18 protein-coding genes are annotated in these 18,106 nt (G+C 72.5%); 6 read left to right on the top strand and 12 right to left on the bottom strand.

All coding sequences use genetic code 11. From position 1 onward, the window contains the following. Positions 1 to 179: 179 nt before the first annotated feature. A complete protein-coding gene (locus tag ACZ52C_RS34920; RefSeq protein WP_469078552.1) occupies positions 180 to 704 on the top strand; it encodes a hypothetical protein in 525 nt (174 codons plus the stop codon). 15 nt (positions 705 to 719) lie between these two features. Here ACZ52C_RS34920 and ACZ52C_RS34915 read toward each other — a convergent pair whose 3' ends face one another. From ACZ52C_RS34915 to ACZ52C_RS34905, 3 genes are read right to left on the bottom strand one after another with little or no spacing between them, the layout of a single operon-like run. Then, on the bottom strand, positions 720 to 2,219 hold the full coding sequence (locus ACZ52C_RS34915) for a tripartite tricarboxylate transporter permease (RefSeq protein WP_469078551.1): 1,500 nt from the start codon (positions 2,217 to 2,219) through the stop codon (positions 720 to 722). A 1-nt stretch (position 2,220) separates the two neighbouring features. Then, positions 2,221 to 2,763, bottom strand: a complete 543-nt coding sequence (locus tag ACZ52C_RS34910) for a tripartite tricarboxylate transporter TctB family protein (protein WP_469078550.1) — start codon at positions 2,761 to 2,763, stop codon at positions 2,221 to 2,223. Continuing rightward, positions 2,760 to 3,743: a Bug family tripartite tricarboxylate transporter substrate binding protein gene (locus tag ACZ52C_RS34905; protein ID WP_469078583.1), complete on the bottom strand. Its 984-nt coding sequence runs from the start codon at positions 3,741 to 3,743 to the stop codon at positions 2,760 to 2,762. Before ACZ52C_RS34905 ends, ACZ52C_RS34910 begins: the two co-directional genes overlap by 4 nt. 368 nt (positions 3,744 to 4,111) lie before the next feature. Between ACZ52C_RS34905 and ACZ52C_RS34900 the strand changes: the two genes are divergently transcribed. Both ACZ52C_RS34900 and ACZ52C_RS34895 read left to right on the top strand, forming a co-directional pair. Next, entirely contained in the window at positions 4,112 to 5,755 is a 1,644-nt protein-coding gene (locus ACZ52C_RS34900; protein ID WP_469078549.1) for a sensor histidine kinase, read from the top strand. Then, positions 5,752 to 6,456 carry a response regulator gene (locus tag ACZ52C_RS34895; protein ID WP_469078548.1) on the top strand — a complete coding sequence of 235 codons (705 nt, stop codon included), beginning with the start codon at positions 5,752 to 5,754 and terminating at the stop codon, positions 6,454 to 6,456. The genes ACZ52C_RS34900 and ACZ52C_RS34895 overlap by 4 nt, the downstream gene beginning before the upstream one ends. A gap of 51 nt (positions 6,457 to 6,507) precedes the next feature. Here the strand turns inward: ACZ52C_RS34895 and ACZ52C_RS34890 are convergent, their stop codons facing one another. Genes ACZ52C_RS34890 through ACZ52C_RS34865 form a run of 6 tightly spaced genes read right to left on the bottom strand, consistent with a single transcriptional unit; the run spans position 6,508 to position 12,518 of the window. Beyond that, positions 6,508 to 7,257 (bottom strand): thioesterase II family protein, encoded by a 750-nt coding sequence (locus tag ACZ52C_RS34890; RefSeq protein WP_469078547.1) that lies wholly within the window; start codon positions 7,255 to 7,257, stop codon positions 6,508 to 6,510. Beyond that, entirely contained in the window at positions 7,254 to 8,132 is an 879-nt protein-coding gene (locus ACZ52C_RS34885) for an STM4011 family radical SAM protein (protein ID WP_469078582.1), read from the bottom strand. Before ACZ52C_RS34885 ends, ACZ52C_RS34890 begins: the two co-directional genes overlap by 4 nt. A gap of 8 nt (positions 8,133 to 8,140) precedes the next feature. After that, positions 8,141 to 9,481: an STM4012 family radical SAM protein gene (locus ACZ52C_RS34880; protein ID WP_469078546.1), complete on the bottom strand. Its 1,341-nt coding sequence runs from the start codon at positions 9,479 to 9,481 to the stop codon at positions 8,141 to 8,143. Next, positions 9,478 to 10,284 (bottom strand): STM4013/SEN3800 family hydrolase, encoded by an 807-nt coding sequence (locus tag ACZ52C_RS34875; protein ID WP_469078581.1) that lies wholly within the window; start codon positions 10,282 to 10,284, stop codon positions 9,478 to 9,480. The genes ACZ52C_RS34880 and ACZ52C_RS34875 overlap by 4 nt, the downstream gene beginning before the upstream one ends. A gap of 49 nt (positions 10,285 to 10,333) precedes the next feature. Beyond that, positions 10,334 to 11,509, bottom strand: a complete 1,176-nt coding sequence (locus ACZ52C_RS34870; RefSeq protein ID WP_469078580.1) for an STM4014 family protein — start codon at positions 11,507 to 11,509, stop codon at positions 10,334 to 10,336. A 40-nt stretch (positions 11,510 to 11,549) separates the two neighbouring features. Then, positions 11,550 to 12,518 (bottom strand): STM4015 family protein, encoded by a 969-nt coding sequence (locus ACZ52C_RS34865; RefSeq protein ID WP_469078545.1) that lies wholly within the window; start codon positions 12,516 to 12,518, stop codon positions 11,550 to 11,552. 258 nt (positions 12,519 to 12,776) lie between these two features. On the opposite strand from ACZ52C_RS34865, the gene ACZ52C_RS34860 reads away from it, so the two are divergent. Together ACZ52C_RS34860 and ACZ52C_RS34855 are read left to right on the top strand one after the other, a co-directional pair. Then, positions 12,777 to 13,103, top strand: a complete 327-nt coding sequence (locus tag ACZ52C_RS34860) for a hypothetical protein (RefSeq protein WP_469078544.1) — start codon at positions 12,777 to 12,779, stop codon at positions 13,101 to 13,103. A gap of 77 nt (positions 13,104 to 13,180) precedes the next feature. Then, the gene (locus ACZ52C_RS34855; protein ID WP_469078543.1) at positions 13,181 to 14,206 is read left to right on the top strand and encodes a DUF6745 domain-containing protein; all 1,026 of its coding nucleotides are present in this window, start codon (positions 13,181 to 13,183) and stop codon (positions 14,204 to 14,206) included. Positions 14,207 to 14,227: 21 nt separating this feature from the next. Here the strand turns inward: ACZ52C_RS34855 and ACZ52C_RS34850 are convergent, their stop codons facing one another. Further along, positions 14,228 to 14,848, bottom strand: a complete 621-nt coding sequence (locus ACZ52C_RS34850) for an L-threonylcarbamoyladenylate synthase (RefSeq protein WP_045560178.1) — start codon at positions 14,846 to 14,848, stop codon at positions 14,228 to 14,230. Positions 14,849 to 14,992: 144 nt separating this feature from the next. Further along, positions 14,993 to 16,357, bottom strand: coding sequence for an FAD-dependent oxidoreductase (locus ACZ52C_RS34845; protein ID WP_469078542.1), 1,365 nt, complete (start codon positions 16,355 to 16,357; stop codon positions 14,993 to 14,995). Between the two features lie 202 nt (positions 16,358 to 16,559). Between ACZ52C_RS34845 and ACZ52C_RS34840 the strand changes: the two genes are divergently transcribed. Next, positions 16,560 to 17,045: a hypothetical protein gene (locus ACZ52C_RS34840; protein ID WP_469078541.1), complete on the top strand. Its 486-nt coding sequence runs from the start codon at positions 16,560 to 16,562 to the stop codon at positions 17,043 to 17,045. Positions 17,046 to 17,109: 64 nt separating this feature from the next. Here ACZ52C_RS34840 and ACZ52C_RS34835 read toward each other — a convergent pair whose 3' ends face one another. Continuing rightward, positions 17,110 to 18,093: an aldo/keto reductase gene (locus tag ACZ52C_RS34835; protein WP_469078540.1), complete on the bottom strand. Its 984-nt coding sequence runs from the start codon at positions 18,091 to 18,093 to the stop codon at positions 17,110 to 17,112. Between the last annotated feature and the right edge of the window lie 13 nt (positions 18,094 to 18,106).

Genomic DNA, 18,106 nt, shown 5'->3' with positions numbered 1-18,106 from the left:
GTGAACGTGATGTGCGGCACGTGGGCGACCTCCTTCGTGGGACCCTCCCGGGAATCGTCGCTGCCCACGGCTTGATCACCTCTGACCGGCGGTGATGCCCCGGATCCGGACGTCCGACGGGTGTGGCACTGTGGTGCGCGCGACGCGGGAGGTGTCCCGCCGATGTGGAGAGGTGGACGGTGCGCGAGCCCAACGTGATCGGGGACTGGCAGGAGTACGACGGCGATCTGGCCGGCCTGCGTGTGCGCGTCCACGGAGTGGAGTGCGCCGAGCCGCCACGGGGCCGTGACGACGCCGCCGAGGGCCTGACGTACTTCCGTTTCCGGGTCACCGTGGAGAACCGCGGCAGCGACCACGTCGGCCTCCACCTGGAGGACGGCCAGCTCGACATCCGCACCGGCCCCGACGGCGAGAGCGCCTTCCTCGACTGGCGCAACTCCAAGTTCATCGAGGGCTTCGACCTCTACCCGCTGCGCCGCGCCACCTCCGTCCTGTACGCGGCCGCCCCGGAGGCCCACCTCACCCAGTTCGACATCCAGGTCCAGCTGCGCGCCGACGAGGAGTGGACCGAGCGGTACCTGTGGTCCGGCGGCATCGGCGTGGACGAGGACCTCCTCGACCCTACGGGCGGCCAGGGCCGCGCGGACATCGCCGGGCAGATCACCGCGTTCCTGCACGAGGAGGCGGAGCGGGGCGCGAGCTGAGCGCACGGCCGCCGCTCACCCTGCCTCGGCGCTGCGCCTGCCGGCCACCAGCCGCCTCAGCAGCGGCCACGCCAGCAGCAAGGCGATGATCATGTACACCGTCACCGAGAACGGTGTGTTCACCAGGCCGGTGGCGCTGCCGTCGCTGATCTGGAGGGCCCGCCGCAGCTGCTGCTCGGCGTTGGGTCCGAGGATCACGCCGATGACGGCGGGCAGCACCGGCAGTCCGTAGCGGCGCATGCCGAAGCCGATCAGGCCGATGACCAGCAGGATCACCAGGTCGATCACCTCGCCGCCGACCGCGTACGCGCCGACCGCCGCGAAGAACAGGATCCCCGCGTAGAGATACGGGCGCGGGATCCGCAGCAGCTTCGCCCACAGCGGGGCCAGCGGCAGGTTGAGCGCGAGCAGCAGCACCATGCCGACGAAGAGGGAGGCGATCAGGCCCCACACCAGGTCCGGCTCACGTTCGAAGAGCAGTGGGCCCGGCTGGATGCCGTACTGCTGGAACGCGGCCAGCATCACCGCCGCGACCGCCGTGGTCGGCAGGCCCAGGGTCAGCATGGAGACGAGGGTGCCCGCCGCCGAGGCCGACGCCGCCGACTCCGGGCCCGCGACGCCCTCGATGGCGCCCTTGCCCCACTCGTCCTTGTGCTTCGACAGCCGCTTCTCGGTGACGTACGACAGGAACGTGGGGATCTCCGCGCCGCCCGCCGGGATCGCGCCGAAGGGGAAGCCGATGAACGGGCCCCGCAACCAGGACCTCCAGGTCCGCCTCACATCGGAGCGGCCGAGCCACGGCCGGCCCACCGGGATCGGTTCGGGCGGGCTGCGCCGCAGGTGGGCGGCCACCCACAGGGCCTCCCCGATGGCGAAGAGCCCGACCGCGACGATCACCACGTCCACCCCGTCGGCGAGTTGCAGGGAACCGAAGGTCAGCCGCTGCTGGCCGGTCATCTGGTCCAGGCCCACCAGCCCGATCGTCAGGCCGATGAGCAGGGACGCGAGGCCCCGGATGCGGGAGGAGCCGAGGACGGACGTCACGGCGATGAACGCCAGCACCATGATCGCGAGGTAGTCCGGGGCGCCGATGTCCACGGCCAGCTCGGCGACCTTCGGCGCCAGCGCCACCAGCAGGACCGTGCCGACCATGCCACCCGCGAAGTGCCCGATGGCGGCCGCCGCCAACGCCTGCGCGCCCCGCCCGGACTTGGCCATGGGGTTGCCCTCCATGGCCGCGACCACGGCCGCGCTCTCCCCGGGCGTGTTGAGGAGGATCGAGGTGGTGGAACCGCCGAACATCGCCCCGTAGTAGATGCCCGCGAACATGATGAACGCCCCGACCGGGTTCAGCCCGTACGTCACCGGCAGCAACAGCGCCACCGCCATCGCGGGCCCGATCCCGGGCAGCACCCCGATCGCCGTGCCGAGCAGGACACCGGTCGCGGCCCACAGCAGGTTGATCGGTGTCAGCGCCGTACCGAACCCGTCGAGGAGGGAGCTGAAGGCATCCATGTCAGAGCACTCCCATCAGCGGGCCGCCCGGCAGCGGCACCCCGAGCAGGTGGTTGAACACCGCGTACGTGACCAGGGAGACGACGGCCGCGATCAGCGGGTCACGATCGAGGTGCCGGCTGCCGAGGGCGTACGCCGCGCCCCAGAACAGCAGGGCGCCGGATATGGGGAAGCCGAGCGGTTCGATCAGGACGGCCGCGCCGAGGAACACCCCGGCCAGCAGCAGGACCGTGCGCCAGTCGGCGGGCTCGGACAGATCGATGTCCTCCCCGCCCTCCGCCTCACCCCGGCCGCCGCGCAGCACGTCCACCGCGAGCAGCGCGGCGATCAGCAGCAGACCGCCGCCGACCACGATCGGTACCGTCTTCGGGCCGACCGGCCCGCGCTGCGCGATGTCGACGTCCATGGTGAGCGCGTCCGTCAGGACCAGGACGCCGAGCGCCAGCAGCAGGACGCAGACGCCGAGCTCGGAGTGGTCGCGCAGCCAGGAACGGTGCTCGTCGGCGGGCGGGGGAGTGCCGGTGCTGTCCGTCTCCGCCGTCACAGCCCCAGCTCCTTCAACACCGACACCACGCGCCTGTCCTGGGCGTACAGGAAGTCACCGAACTTCTCGCCGGTGAGGAACGCGTCGTCCCAGCCGTGTCGCTTCAGCGACTGCCGCCACTCCGGCGAGTCGTGCAGCTCCTCGATCAGCCGGGTGAGCTTGTCGCGCTCGGCCTCGGTGAGGCCGGGCGGAGCGACGATGCCGCGCCAGTTGGTGAAGTCCACGTCGTAGCCCGCCTCCTGGAGGGTCGGCGCGTCCAGCCCGGCCACCCGCTTCGGGCCGGTCACCGCGAGCAGCCGCAGCTCGCCCGCCTTGATCTGGTCCAGGTACTCGCCGACCCCGGACACCCCGAAGGCGACCTTGTCGCCCAGGATCGAGGCGAGCAGCTCACCGCCGCCGTCGAACGGGATGTAGTTGACGTCCTTCGGCGCGATCCCGGCGGCCCGCGCCATCAGCATCGGCGCGAGATGGTCGGGCCCGCCCGGCGCCGAACCACCGCCCACCGGCAGCTTCCCCGGGTCGTCCTTCCAGGCCCCGACGAGCTCGTCGATCGTCTTGTACGGGGAGTCCTTGGCGACCACCACGACGTCCTGCTCCTCGGTGAGGCGGGCGATCGGCGTGGTGTCGGCGAGGGTCTTCGGCGCGTCGTTGGAGCGGACGGCGCCGACGACACCGAGCCCCATCGACATCGCGAGCCTGCCGTTGCCGTGCTCGCTCACCAGCCGGCTCAGACCGACCGTGCCCCCGGCACCCGGCAGGTTGAACACCTCGATGGTGTGGGTGAGCCCGGCGTCCTCGGCGTTCTTCGCGGCCGTCCGCGCCGTGATGTCGTAGCCGCCGCCCGGAGTGTTCGGCACCATGAAACGCAGGCCGGGGATCTGCGTGCCGCTCTCGGTGCCGCCGCCGGTGGTCAGCAGGGGCGGTCCCACGAGCACGAGCACGGCCGCCCCGAGCAGGGCGAACGGGGTGCGCAGCTGCACGAATGCCACCACCTGTCGGTCGGGTCGAGGGGGAGGGTGACCTGGGCCACATCGTGCCCGCGCGGGACGGTCCCGACGCCCTTGCGGAAGCAACGGAGGTTGTGGTCGTAGTGGTCACGGCCCCTGTCACCTTATGGGCACGTCCCCCACACCTCCCTTTCCCGGACGGCACGCGGGCGCCATGATTGTGCGACCCACCGCACAAGGCCGCACCCCGGCCGCGAGACGCCCCGGGCGGCGTCGGCACGAGAGAAGATCGGGACGCCCCGGGCGGCGTCGGCACGAGAGAAGATCGGGACGCCCCGGGCGGCGTCGGCACGAGAGAAGAGTCCGTCGTGGTGTTCCGTCGCCATACCCTCGCAGGCGAGATGCTGGTCCTCCAGCTCGCCATCGTCGTGGTGGTGCTGCTGGCGGTCGCGGCGGTCTCGCTCACACAGTCGGCGGCCACCTTCAACCGGGTCGAGGGCCGCCGGGTCACCGCGCTCGCCGAGCAGCTCGCCGCCAACCCCCTGGTCCGGGACCGGCTCGCGCGGCCCGTCGCGCACGAGGCGCTGGCCCCCCTGGTGAACTCCACCCAGACCCAGTCCGGGGTCACCTCGGTCACCGTCGCCGACGCCGACGGCCGGATCGTCAGCTCCACCGACCCCACAGCGATCGGCGACCCGATGCCGGTGGGCGAGGGCGCCGTCGCGGGCCGCGGCTGGTCCGGCTCACTGACTCTGGACGGCAGCCGCGAGCTGGTGGCCCAGGTCCCCGTCCTCGGCGCGACGACCGACGACAACCTCGGCATGCTGCTGGGCACCGTCATGATCGGCGAGGCGTCCCCCACCGTGTGGCAGCGCCTCAGCGGCGCCTCCTCCTACCTCCTCGCCTACCTCGGCATCGCCAGCGGCCTCGGCCTCGTCGGCTCCTGGCTGCTCGCCCGCCGCGTCAAACGGCAGACCCTCGGCCTGGAGCCCCAGGAGATCGCCGGCCTCGCCGAACACCGCGAGGCCATGCTGTACGGCATCGCCGAGGGCGTGATCGCCCTCGACCCCCACCACCGGCTCACCCTCGTCAACGAGATGGGGCGGCGTCTGCTGGACCTGCCCGAGGACTGCGTCGGGAAGAGCCTCACCGACCTCGGCGTCGACGGACGGCTGCGGGACGTCCTCGCCGGGGCCCAGGAGGAGGCGTCCCACCAGCGCGACGAGGTCGTGATCCGGCGGGGCCGGGTCCTGGTGATGAACCGCATGACCGTCACCAAGGACGGCCGCCACCTCGGCTCCGTCACCACGCTCCGGGACCGCACCGAACTGGCCCGCCTCGAACGCGAGATCGGCTCCTTCCGCAGCTCCTCCGAGCTGCTGCGCGCCCAGGCCCACGAGTTCGCCAACCAGCTCCACACCATCTCCGGGCTCATCCAGATCGGCGAGCAGGACGAGGTCGTCCACTACATCCGGGCGCTGAGCCGGCACCGCCACTCCCTCGACGTCACCCTCAGCCGCCGCGTCCGCGACACCGCCGTCGCCGCCCTGCTCACGGCCAAGACCTCGCTGGCCGCAGAACGCCGGGTCACCCTGCGGATCTCCGACGCCACCAACCTCGACCGGCTCGCCCCCGAGGACGCCGCCGACGTGGCGACCGTCGTCGGCAACCTCGTCGACAACGCCGTGGACGCGGCCGCCACCACGACCCCGCCCGACGACACCGACCGCTGGACCGGCACCGGCGCCCGTGAGGCGTGGGTCGAGGTGGAACTGCGCCAGGACGCCTCCAGCGTGGAGATCGTCGTCCGCGACTCGGGCCCCGGTGTGGCCCCCGAACTCGCCCGCGAGGTCTTCTCCCACGGATTCACCACCAAGGCCGCCCGGGAAGGCGAACGCGGCATCGGCCTCGCCCTCACCCGCCTGGTGTGCGAACGCCACGGCGGGGAGATCTCGGTGACCAACACCCCCGACGGGGCCATGTTCACCGCCCGCATGACCGTCAGCCACCTCGCCGACGCGGTGGCGGAAGGAGCGACACCATGACCGGCACGAGCAGCCCGCCCGGCACCATCGACGTGCTCGTGGTCGACGACGACTTCATGGTGGCCCGGGTCCACCGCACCTTCGTCGAACGCGTCGAGCCGTTCCACGTCGTCGGCGTCGCCAGCACCGGCGAACAGGCCGTCGCCGCCGTCGACGAACTCCGCCCGGACCTCGTCCTCCTCGACCTCTACCTCCCCGACGGCTTCGGCCTCGACGTCATACCGCGGCTGCGCACCGCCGGACACGACTGCGACGTCATGGTCATCAGCGCCGCCCGGGAGGCCGACAGCGTGCGCGGCGCGGTCCGCCACGGCGTCGTCGACTACCTCCTGAAGCCCTTCGAGTTCGAGGAGCTGCGCTCCCGGCTCCAGCGGTACGCCGCCCAGCGGGGCCGGCTGCTCACCACCGTCGTCCGCGGTCAGGCCGACGTCGACCGCGTCCTCGCCGGAGCCGCCGCGCCGGCGTCGACGGCCGGCGCCCTGCCCAAGGGCATGAGCGTGGAGACCGCCGAGCTGATCGAGGCCACCCTGCGCGCCGCCGACGGCACCCTCTCCGCCACCGAGTGCGCCACCCTCGCCGGCATCTCCCGGGTCAGCGCCCGCCGCTACCTGGAGTACTTCCACGGCACCGGCAGCGCGGACGTCTCCCTGCGCTACGGCGTGGCCGGGCGCCCGGAGCGGCGCTACAGCTGGCGGGTGTGAGGCCCGGGCCCCCGGGGCGCGGGCCCACCCCCTCCCGCCGCCCTCGCCCGGCTACAGCCCCAGGTGCCGTCGTACGACGGCGACGACCTCCTCCGGCCGCTCGTTGAGGTAGAAGTGGCCGCCGGGGAACACGCACAGCTCCGTCGGCCCGTCGGTGTGGCCGGTCCAGGCCCGCGCCTCCGCCACCGGTGTCACGGGGTCGGCGTCGCCGGTGAGGACGGTGACCGGACAGGTCAGCCGGTCGTCGGGGCGCGGCTCGTACGTCTCCAGCGCCCGGTAGTCCCCGCGCAGCGCGGGCAGGACGAGCTGCACCAGCTCCTCGTCCTCGAAGACCTGCCCGTCCGTGCCGCCCAACCGGCGCACCGCCCGCAGCAGTTCGGCATCGCTGCCGAGGTGCAGCCGAGGGCCGGTCCGGGGCGTGGAGGGAGCGCGGCGCCCCGAGACGAACAACCGCACCGGGGGCCGCCCGGCCGTCTGGAGCGCCAGCGCCACCTCGTAGGCGACCAGCGCGCCCATGCTGTGCCCGAAGAGGGCGAGCGGCCGGTCGTCGTCGCCGGAGACGGCCTCGGCGATGCGCTCGGCCAGTTCCCGGACGCTCGACGACGGCGGCTCGGCGAAACGGTCCTGGCGCCCCGGGTACTGCGCGGCCAGCACATCGGCCGCCGGGGCGAGCGCCAGCGCCATGGGGTGGTAGGCGCTCGCCGAACCGCCCGCGTGCGGCAGACACAACAGCCGCACCGGAGCATCCGGGGCGGGTCGGTAGTTCCGCAGCCACGGACCGCTGTTGACCGCTGAGGTCATGGACTCACTCGCCTTCCGGTTCCTTCTCGCGCCACCGGCGTCGGCACGCGTTCCAGGACGCCGCCCGCGAAGACGTCGTACAGGGGCAGCGTCTCGAGGTGAACGTAGCCGATGTGGCAGTCGCACACGGACAACGGGCAGGGGCGGGGCGCGAGTGCCGTACGGAAGGATCCGTCGTAGAGGTTGCCCAGTTCGGTCCTGACGAAATGGCAGCGCCGCACCGTGCCGTCCCCGTCCACCGACACCACCGAGGAGCCCGTGCGGCAGGCGCGGCCCGCCGAGCGGTGCGGGTGGCGGCTGAAGGGGAAGAGGGGGTCCAGCTCGGTCCAGAGCGCCGCCTCCTCGTCGGTGTAGGTGTGTCCCTCGGCGGCGTTCACCCAGAGGTACACCTGCCCCGGCAGCTCCCGGCGCAGCCGTCGGGCGTGCTCCAGGTGCTCGGGCAGGCCGACGATCCCCACGCTGAAGCGGATCCCGTTCGCGGCGAGCCGGAGCGCCTTGCCGAGGAACCGCTCGTACGGGGTCTGCCCGGGGTGGTAGGTGCACCACAGGGCCACCGTGTCCGGGTCCGCCTCCGACAGCCATTCCGTGCGGCAGCTCAGGTTCGTCTGGATCGCCACCCGGTCGATGTGCGGCTCGTGGGAGAGCTCGACCAGGGCCTCGCGGTACCAGGAGCGCACCAGCCCCTCGCCCCACGGCGTGAACAGCACCGACAGCCGGTCGCCGGTCTGTTCCCGCGCCCACGCGGTGAAACGGTCCAGCGCCGCCCGGTCGGCCCGCAGCCGCTCCGTCGAGTCGCGGCGCTTGGCGAACGGGCAGTACGGGCAGTCGTAGTCGCAGGAGGCGAGCGGGCCCCGGTAGAGGATCGTCAGGTCCACGGGCGCCGTCACTTCGGCTCGTAGGCGGCCATCGCCGCCCGGACGGCCGGGGAGAAGAACCCGGGGCCGATGGCGTCCGAGTGCGCCAGCCCCTCGGCGGACAGCTGCAACAGACCGGAGCCCGTGTCCGCCAGCCAGCCGCGCGCGGCCAGCAGGTCCAGCTCCGGGGCGAAGTCCGCGTACGGGTCGGACCCGAACCGCCGACGGTACTCCGCCACCGGCAGCCCCCGCGCCTGGAGCAGCGACTGCAGCAGATGGCGACGCCGGGCCTCGTCCTCGTCGACCACCCGGCCGTGCACCGCACGGCCGAAGTCCCGTGTGGCGGTGTAGTCGTCGATGATCGTGCGGATCTGGCCCATGTCCACCGCGTAGTCGAAGGAGTAGTGCACCGTCGACGTGTACGAACGGGCGCCGCAGCCCAGGCCGATCATGCCGTCGGTCTGGCAGGCGTGGTCGTCCGGGCCCTGCGGCGGAGCGTCCGCGCGGCGGAACATCCGCATGGAGACCTGCTCGTAGCCGTGCGCGAGGAGATGGTCGCGGCCCTCGCGGTAGCGCCTCAGCCGCTCCTCGTCCCAGTCGCGGTCCGCGAGCGCCGGGTCGGCGTTCCGGCCGAGGCCCGTGAGCGGCCGGACGTACAGCGGATAGAGGTAGATCTCCTCCGGCCGCCAGGCGAGGGCCGCGTCCAGCGACAGCCGCCAACTCGCCGCCGTCTGCCCGTCGATGCCGTAGATGAGGTCGATGTTGAGAACCGGCACGGCGGCGTCCCGGATCCGGGCCAGCGCCGCCTCCACATCGGCGCGGCGCTGCGGTCGTACGGCCGCACGCGCCTCCTTGGGCACGAAGCTCTGCACGCCGAGGCTCAGCCGCGTGGCGCCCCGCTCGGCCAGCACGGACAGCCGGTCGGCCGTCGCCGTGGCCGGGGAGGCCTCGACCGACAGCGGGATCGCCCGCAGGTCCGCGCCCAGGTGCCGTTCGGCGATGTCGCACAGCCGCTCCAGCTCCGCGGCCTCCAGATAGGTCGGGGTGCCACCGCCGAACGCGGCGTTCGCGAACCGCACCGGCTCCGCGTCCCCGAGCGCCTCCCGCACCGCGATCGCCTGCCGTTCGAGGGCGTCGAGATAGCGGCCGGTCAGCCCGTCGGGCGCGCCGATCCGTGTGAAGAGGTTGCAGAAGCCGCAGCGCACCTCGCAGAACGGTATGTGCGCGTACAGCGACAGCGCCTGCCGTGACTCCCCGGCCCACAGGTCGGCGAGCCGGGGTTCGCCGGGCAGCCTCCGGTACGCCGTCTTGTGCGGGTAGGCGTACACATAGTGCTGGTAGGGGCGGACCAGTGGCGCGGTCACGGTCATGCGGACGGCTCCAGGAAGAAGTGGCCGTAGGGGACGGTCCACACGGCCTCGTGGCCGAGGCGGTGCCCCGTGTAGCCGTCCTCGCCGTAGGTGGTCCCGTGGTCGGAACAGACGACCGCGAAGCAGCGGCGCCGTGAACTCATCGCGGCGAAGAGCCGGCCGATGTGCCGGTCCACGTACTCCAGGGCCGCCGCGTGCGTGGCCAGGCTGTCGCCGGCCTCACGGGTGGCGCCCGGCAGATGGAACCAGTTGGGCTGGTGCAGCGCCGAGGCGTTGAGGAAGAGGAACAGCCGCCGGTCTGCGGGCAGTTCGGCCACGACCCGCTCGGCGCGGGCCACCTGGGACTCGAACGACGTCGGTGACGCGACGGAGAACTCCGGCTCCCAGTGGCTCTCCTGGAACAGGTCCGGCAGGACGCTGCCGAGCGCGCCCTGCTTGTTGAAGAAGCCGACACCGCCGATGCACACCGTGCGGTAGCCGTGCGCGGCGAGCCCCGAGACCAGGTCGGGACTGTCGAAGACGAAGGTGCGCCCCTCGGTGGTCTCACTGCCGGCGAACCGGCCCGCGAAGAGCCGGGGATGCGGCCCGGGCGCCGCCGGGGTGGGCAGGAACCCCGCGAACATCGCCTGGTGCGAGGCGTAGGTGAAACTGCCGGGCGCGTGCCGCTTCTCCCAGGTGCCGCCCGGCAGCCGGGCGGCCAGGTTCGGCAGCCGGCCATCCCGCGCGAGCTGCTCCGCCACGTCGTACCGCAGGGTGTCGAGGGTGAGCAGCAGCAGGTCGTCGCGGCCCACCACCTCGTTCATGTCGGGCGGCCGGACGGTTTCCGAGGGCCCCGGGGCCGTGTCGGTCCGGTCAGGAGGGTGCATGGTCTTTCCTTGCCTGGGGGTGGTGCGAGGACGGCGTGAGCATCGCGCCGCGCACCGCCGCGAGTTGTGCCGTGTAGGTGTCGAGGCCCTCCGCCGGGCCACCCGGCAGTCCGGTCAGCCGGGGCAGCAGATCGCCGAACGCGTTGACCTCGCCCACCGTGAACCGGCGCCAGCCGATCGCCGGGAGCAGGTCCACCCCGACGCACAACGTCTCCGGGAAACAGGCCGCGGCGCGCTCGCAGATGTCCAGCGCCTGCCGCCAGCGGTCGCCCGCCGCGTCCACGACCGAGGTCAGATCGCCCCGTGCCCCGCCGAGATGGAGGTTCGTCATCGGGAAGCGGCTGGTGCGGACGACGGCGTGTGTGGCCCGGCCCGCCACGACCAGCACCCGCAGATCGGCGGACCGGCCCTGCGCGGACGCCTTCGGCAGCCAGCGCTCGATGTGCAGGCCGTCGGGTGCGAGGGCGTCGACGACGCCGGCGATCTCCCGCTCGTCCGAATAGCGCCGCACCCGCAGGGAGTTGTGCAGCCGGGGCGGTGCGTGTGGCCCGTCGGCGGCGGTGACCTCCACCGAGGTGGTGGCCCGTAGCCGTCCGCCCGCCGACGACTCCACGGCCAGCACCCCGGACGCCGAGGAGCCGTGGGCCGGTTTCACGAAGACCCGCGGCATGCCGTGGTCCCGCATCACCGCCCGTACGTCGTCCCAGCCGCGCACCACGAGCGTGTCGCCCGAGGTGGGCGACGGCGGCACCGGCACCCCCGCCGCGTCGAGCCGGGCATGGCACAGCCGCTTGTCGAACAGGACCGCCAGGTCCGCGGGACCGTCCAGCCGGACCCCGCCCCGCAGCGAGCCCACGGCGGCCAGGAACCGGGCGTACCAGGTGGCCGAGCCCTCCACCCGCGTCGGGTCGTCGACCCCCCGCAGCAGCCGGTCCACCTCGGCGTTCTCACCCGGCGAGTCCAGCCGGACGATCTCGTCGTCGGCGAACACGTGGCCGCCGTCGCGCAGCACGTCCCGCCACTCGACCACACGCGGAGTCCCGGCCCCGGCCGCCTCGGCCGCCGCCACGAACAGCCCGACCCTGCGGTTCTCGCCGTTCCCGACGACCACCCACCTGTACGGGCCCGGCCCCGCTCCCGTCGTACCGGTCCAGCCGGCCACACCGCCCCCCTCGTCCAAGAACCCCCGCACTCCTACGTGTTCACTCGCCCACCGCGACGAACCGCCACACCGTGCCGTCCTCCTCCTCGTCCGACTCGGCGTCGTCGGCGTCGGCGTCGACCTGGACGCCCGCGGCCTCCAGGGAGTCCCGGAGGCGGTCGCGTATCGCCGGGCTGAGGTAGTTGTGGTGCAGGTCCAGTGTGGTGAGGTGGGTGAGCGGCTGACCGGTGAGGAGCGCGGTCGCGCCGTCGTCCGTGAGGACGCCCATCGACACGTCCAGCACATCGAGGCGGGCCACCACCGGGGCGGCGGCCAGGGCCGCGCAGATGTCGTCCTGCATCTCGCTGTTGCGCAGCGCCAGACGCTTGAGGGCCGGGAGCCGGGTGCCCGCGAGGATCGGCGCCAGGTCGGCCACCTCACAGTCGCCGCCGTACTCGGAGGTGCCCAGCCACAGGTCCAGCGCGACGAGGGCCGGCAGATCGCTGCCCGCGACACCCCGGACCGCCTCGACGGGCATGCCGCCGGTCTCCACCGTCAGCGACCGCAGCCGCTCGTGCCGCACCGCCGGGAAGACGAGCCCCTGACCGCCGCGCACCCCGAACTCCTCCAGCGCCGGGAAGGCGTTCAGCAGCGGGCCCACGTCCCCCTGGTTGATCCAGGAGATCTCGCACTCCTCCACCACGATGTCGCCGAGGAACAGCGCGCGCAGCGAGGGCAGCCGGTCCTGCGCCGCCACCAGGGCCTCGATGATCTCCTCGGGGCCGTTGTCGTAGGCGTCGCTCCACGCGCCCACCACCAGCGCCCGCACCTTCTCGGTGTCGACCGAGGCGAGGAACCGCGCGAACGCCTCCTCCCAGGACTCCTCGCTGTCGTAGGAGTCCACGGCGATGGCCCAGGCCACCGACTCGGGCTCGGGCAGACCGGCGGAGCCCTGCGGGTCCTTCACCGACGTGGGGAAGCGGTGGACCGGCAGGCCGTGGAACTCCTCCAGATGGCTCCCGATGGTCATGTGCGCCCCGCCCCTTCGTTCCATGTCCGTGGACGGTGGCAGAGTCCCTGCCCGGTCCGCCCGTTGCGCACCCGGAGCGCACTGCGCCGCCGGGTAGAGGAGTTCTACCAAGCCGCACTGACACCGTGTGCGGCGGACCCCTGTCCTGTGGACGAACACCCGCCCTCGGCCCGGGGAACCGCCGCGCGGGACCGATTGTCAGTGGCTGCCCCTACGGTCGTCTCGTGGCACGGGGAGTGCCCGACGGGAGGGAGACCCATGTACCGGCAAGGAGATGTCCTCATCGCGCCGTTGGCGGAGAGCGCGGTGCCGCGCGGCGCGCTCGACGCTCCCTCGGAGCCGCGTGACGGACGTGGACGGCTCGTCCTCGCCCTCGGCGAGGTCACCGGTCACGCGCACGCCGTGGTCGGCCCCGGCCGCCTGATCCGCGAGGCGAGCGTGTTCGGGCCGATGCTGCTGCACGTGCCGGAGGGCGCCCGCGTCGTCCACGAGGAGCACGCGGCGATCTCCCTGCCGAAGGGCTGGTACCGCGTCGTCCGCCAGCGCGAGTACGTGCCGGGGTCGGTGCGGATCGTCGCCGACTGAACCCCGTGGGACGGGGAGAGGGCGGCCGTGAGGTACGGCAGCCGCAGGGACAGGCATCGGGATCCAGGAGGAACGGCGTGACGCGGCAGACGAGTTGGCGGGCGGTGGCGGCGGCCACGGGAGCGGGAGACCGGGCGCGGACCGAGGCGGGCGTGCGCCTCGCGTACCGGCGGGCGGGGCTCGCGGAGCCCGAGCGGATCGTCTGGGCGCCCTCGCCCCTGGCGGCGGTGCGCCTGCTCTCGGGAGGGGCCGCGGAGGACGGCGAGGTCCTCCCCGCGACCGGGGCGAGCGTCCGCGACGCCGTCCGCGACAGACAGGTCGCCGCCGCCCGCGCCCGGCTGCACACGCGGCTGGGCCCCACCGGCTGGAGCGACCACTGGAGGGCGACCGGCGCCGACCTCTGGGAGACCACCCGGCCCCTGGTCGATCGTGTCCGCACCGGCGTCGTCGAGGCGCTGGCCCCCGCCGGCCGCGAGGAGGAGACCGGCGTTCGGCTGCTGCTCCTGGACGCGGTCCTCGGCCAGCACGACGCGGCCTGGCTCTCCGCCCTCGACGCGGCTCCCGAGCTGGACGGACTCGCGGAGGTGGCCCGTACGGCCGGCTGGTGGTGGCCGTACGCGAGCGTCGCGGTCGTCGCCGAACGGCCGGTGGAACTGCACCGAGACGAGGCGGGCCGGCTGGACCGCGGCGACGGTCCCGCGCTCGCCTTCTCCGACGGCTTCGCCCTGCACGCCTGGCGCGGACTGCCCGTCCCCGGTCCGTTCCTCGACCGGCTCGGCACACTGACCCCGCAGCTGATCAGAGCCGAGGAGAACGCGGAACTGCGCCGCGTGATGCTCGAGTTCTACGGCTACGACCGCTATCTGGAGGAGTCCGGCGCACAGCCCGTGCACCGCGACGAGACGGGTGTGCTGTGGCGCATAGCCCTGCCGGGCGACGAGGACGTGGTGATGGTGGAGGTGGTCAACTCCACGCCGGAGCCGGACGGCACGAGCCGTACCTACTGGCTGCGGGTGCCGCCCGCCACGACCACGGCACGGGAGGGCGTCGCCTGGACGTTCGGCCTGAGCGCCGAGGCGTACGCACCGCTGCGGCAGACCTGATCCCGGCCGCCGCTCGCGGGATCACTCGAACCGTGCCGTGTCGCCCGCGCCCTTGCGGATGATCTCCGCCTCGCCGCTGGAGAAGTCGATGACGGTCGTCGGCTCAGTGCCGCAGTCGCCCGAGTCCACCACCGCGTCGACCAGGTAGTCCAGGCGTTCCTTGATCTCCCAGCCCTGCGTCAGCGGCTCCTCCTCGTCGGGCAGCAGCAGGGTGCTGGAGACGAGCGGCTCGCCCAGCTCGGCGAGCAGGGCCTGGACCACGCGGTGATCGGGGATGCGCACCCCGACGGTCTTCTTCTTGGGGTGGAGGAGCTTGCGGGGCACCTCCCGCGTCGCGGGGAGGATGAAGGTGTAACTGCCGGGCGTCGACGCCTTCACGGCGCGGAACACGTCGTTGTCGACATGGACGAACTGACCCAGCTGCGCGAAGTTCTCGCACACCAGGGTGAAGTGGTGCCGGTCGTCGAGCTGCCGGATCGTGCGGATCCGCTCGATGCCGTCACGACTGCCCAGCTGGCACCCCAGCGCGAAGCAGGAGTCCGTCGGATAGGCGATCAGCCCGCCCTGACGAATGCTGTCGGCGACCTGAGAGATGGCACGCGGCTGGGGGTTGTCGGGGTGCACGTCGTAGTACTTGGCCATTGGACGAGCTTATGCCCACGAGCGACGCACGGCCCTCGATGGGGCCGCAGGCCCCTGAAAGGGGCGCGGGGAACTGCGCGACCAGCCACGGCCGACCCGCGGCGTCAGAACGGCCCGCAGTCCCCCCTGCTTCCAGCGGAGCGCCTACGCGCCGCTGGCGCGCAGCATGTCCTCGCGCTCGACGATCTTCACGCGCTCACGGCCCTGCGGCTCACCGAGCGCCTTCTCGGCGGCGTCGAGCCGGTACCAGCCCTCCCACGTCGTGAAGCGCACGTTCCGATCCGCCAGGAACGCGTCGACGGCCTCCGGCGCGGGCGCGGACGGCTCGTGCAGCCGGCCGTTCGCGAAGTCGTCCAGGAGGTTGGAGACGGTCTCGTTGGCGTCGCCCTTGGTGTGCCCGATGAGGCCCACCGGACCGCGCCGGATCCAGCCGGTGACGTACGTCGACTGCAGGTGCGCGCCGGTCTCCTCGATGACCCGGCCGCCCGCGTCGGGGACGGTGCCCGAGTCGACGTCCCAGGGCAGCTTGGGCAGCTTGTCCGAGAGGTAGCCGACCGCGCGGTAGACGCCGGTGACGTCCCAGTCCTTGAACTCGCCGGTGCCCTTGACGTTCCCGGTGCCGTCCAGGGCGGTGCGCTCGGTGCGCAGACCGACGACCTTGCCGTCCTCGCCGAGGATCTCGGTGGGCGACTCGAAGAAATGCAGGAACAGCTTGTGCGGGCGGTCGCCGACGTCGCGGATCGCCCAGTTCTCCAGGGTCTTGGCGACCATGTCGGCCTGCTTGTTGCCGCGCCGGGTCGCGATGGAGCCCTCGTCGTAGTCGATGTCCTCGGGGTCGACGATGACCTCGATGTTGGGGGAGTGGTCCAGCTCCCGCAGCTCCATGGGGGAGAACTTCGCCTGCGCCGGGCCGCGGCGGCCGAAGACGTGGATCTCCAGCGCCTTGTTGGCCTTCAGGCCCTCGTAGACGTTGGCCGGGATCTCGGTGGGCAGCAGCTCGTCGGCGGTCTTGGCGAGGACCCGGGCGACGTCGAGCGCCACGTTGCCGACACCGAGGACGGCGACCTTCTCGGCCTCCAGGGGCCAGGTGCGCGGGACGTCCGGGTGGCCGTCGTACCAGGAGACGAAGTCGGCCGCGCCGTAGGAGCCGTCGAGGTCGATGCCGGGGATGTCGAGCGCGCGGTCGGCCGTCGCGCCGGTGGAGAAGATCACGGCGTCGTAGAACGCGCGCAGATCGTCCAGGTTGATGTCCGTCGGGTAGTCGACGTTGCCGAAGAGACGGATCTGCGGCTTGTCGAGCACCTGGTGCAGGGCGGTGATGATGCCCTTGATGCGGGGGTGGTCGGGGGCCACGCCGTAACGGATCAGTCCGAACGGGGCGGGCATCCGCTCGTAGAGGTCGATGGACACACCGGGCTCGGTGGCGACGTCGGACTTCAGCAGCGCGTCGGCGGCGTAGATCCCGGCGGGTCCGGCTCCGACAATGGCTACCCGCAGAGGGCGGGGCATGTTCAGGTTCCCTTCGAGCGGAAGAAAAGCGTCTCGTCGGCAACCCTAAACTAAGGTAACCCTTACCAGGTACGGGGGTCGGGTCTATGACCTCATAAGGCGATCTTATGCCATGCGGGGGAATGGGCGGACGGCGGGGAGGCCTGGGAACGGCCGGTGGAGACCTCCGAGGCCCGTCCGCGGTCTCCTCTGTCGACCTGACGTGTTTGCCTCGGCGGTGAACGGCAACGCGGTTTCCATGACTCAGCCGAACAAGGACCCGAACCAGAACTCCGCGTCCGCCGAGACGACCGCTGCCAAGGCCCGCCGGACCGCCGGCAAGGCGACGGCACCGGCCACCGCGTCCGCGAAGACGGCCGCGGTCAAGATGGACGACGTGACATCGTCCGCCAAGGCCGGGGCCGGACACGCGGCCGACGCGGCCAAGCGCGCCGCCGACAGCACGAACAGTGCCGTGCACAGTGCGGTGAAGGGTGTCGAGGCGGGCCGCCAGGCGGTGGTGCAGGCCTCCGGCCAGGTGGCCGCCACCGCGAAGACGGCCATGACCGTCATCGCCCACCGCAAGCTCGTCGCCGCCGGTGTGGGCGCGGGCCTGACCGCCCTGACGGCCGCCTCCTACGCGGTCGGCCGCCGTTCGGGCCGCCAAGTCCAAGGCCCGATCACCCGGCTCACCGGCGGTCGTATCTGACCTGCCTCGACCTGCCTGCGGGGGTCGTCCGGCGCGGAACGCCGGACGACCCCCGCAGGCCGTCCTACCAGCGGCCTTCCACCTGCTCCTTGATCCGCCGGTCGTACAGCTCCCGGATCGCCGTCAGCGTCTGGCCGGACAGCTCCGGCAGCGCGGCGGCCGACGCGTTGGCGCGGGCCTGCTCGGGCGTGCGGGCGCCCGGGATGACCGTCGTGACGCCCGGCAGCTGGATGATCCAGCGCAGCGCCAGCTGGGCCGGGGTGAAGCCCTCGGGGGCGAGCGCGGCGAACTCGACGGCCGCCTCCACCCCCGTGCCGTAGTCGACACCGGAGAAGGTCTCTCCCTGGTCGAAGGACTCGCCGTGCCGGTTGTAGGTGCGGTGGTCGTTCTCCGCGAAGACCGTGTCCTTGGTGTACTTGCCGGACAGCAGACCCGAGGCCAGCGGAACGCGCGCGATGATCGCGACGCCCGCCTTCTCCGCCGCCGGGAGGACGTCGAGGAGCGGCTTCATCCGGAACGGGTTGAGGATGATCTGCACGCTCGCCACGTTCGGCCGCGCGATCGCCGTCAACGCCTCGGCGCAGGTCTCCACGCTGACGCCGTACGCGGCGATCCGCTCCTCCTCCACCAGGGTGTCGAGCGCGTCGAACACCTCGTCGGAGGAGTAGACCGGGGTGGGCGGGCAGTGCAGCTGGACCAGGTCGAGGCGGTCCACGCCGAGATTGCGGCGGGAGCGGTCGTTCCAGGCCCGGAAGTTGTCGAGGACGTAGTTCTCCGGGATCTGCTCCACGCGACGGCCCATCTTCGTCGCGACGAGGACATGCAGATCGGGCCTGCTCCGCAGGAACGTGGCGATGGTCTGCTCGCTGCGTCCGTCGCCGTAGACGTCGGCCGTGTCGAAGAAGGTCACCCCCGACTCGGCCGCGGCCTCCAGCACCGCGAGGGCTTCCCCGTCGTCGACGTCTCCCCAGTCGGCGCCCAGCTGCCATGTGCCGAGACCGACCACGGACGCGTGCTGACCCGACCTACCGAATGCGCGTTCTTCCATGGCGTCAGTCTGT

Source organism: Streptomyces sp. NPDC034049, assembly GCF_055575575.1.
This window is presented reverse-complemented; position numbering and strand designations above follow the sequence as displayed.

Bases quoted from the DNA above. Each gene is read 5' to 3' on its own strand.
- ACZ52C_RS34865 (WP_469078545.1), bottom strand. From the start codon at position 12,518: ATGACCATCGGGAGCCATCTGGAGGAGTTCCACGGCCTGCCGGTCCAC.
- ACZ52C_RS34895 (WP_469078548.1), top strand. From the start codon at position 5,752: ATGACCGGCACGAGCAGCCCGCCCGGCACCATCGACGTGCTCGTGGTC.
- ACZ52C_RS34860 (WP_469078544.1), top strand. From the start codon at position 12,777: ATGTACCGGCAAGGAGATGTCCTCATCGCGCCGTTGGCGGAGAGCGCG.
- ACZ52C_RS34835 (WP_469078540.1), bottom strand. From the start codon at position 18,093: ATGGAAGAACGCGCATTCGGTAGGTCGGGTCAGCACGCGTCCGTGGTC.
- ACZ52C_RS34880 (WP_469078546.1), bottom strand. From the start codon at position 9,481: ATGACCGTGACCGCGCCACTGGTCCGCCCCTACCAGCACTATGTGTAC.
- ACZ52C_RS34845 (WP_469078542.1), bottom strand. From the start codon at position 16,357: ATGCCCCGCCCTCTGCGGGTAGCCATTGTCGGAGCCGGACCCGCCGGG.
- ACZ52C_RS34900 (WP_469078549.1), top strand. From the start codon at position 4,112: ATGCTGGTCCTCCAGCTCGCCATCGTCGTGGTGGTGCTGCTGGCGGTC.
- ACZ52C_RS34915 (WP_469078551.1), bottom strand. From the start codon at position 2,219: ATGGATGCCTTCAGCTCCCTCCTCGACGGGTTCGGTACGGCGCTGACA.
- ACZ52C_RS34850 (WP_045560178.1), bottom strand. From the start codon at position 14,848: ATGGCCAAGTACTACGACGTGCACCCCGACAACCCCCAGCCGCGTGCC.
- ACZ52C_RS34890 (WP_469078547.1), bottom strand. From the start codon at position 7,257: ATGACCTCAGCGGTCAACAGCGGTCCGTGGCTGCGGAACTACCGACCC.
- ACZ52C_RS34875 (WP_469078581.1), bottom strand. From the start codon at position 10,284: ATGAACGAGGTGGTGGGCCGCGACGACCTGCTGCTGCTCACCCTCGAC.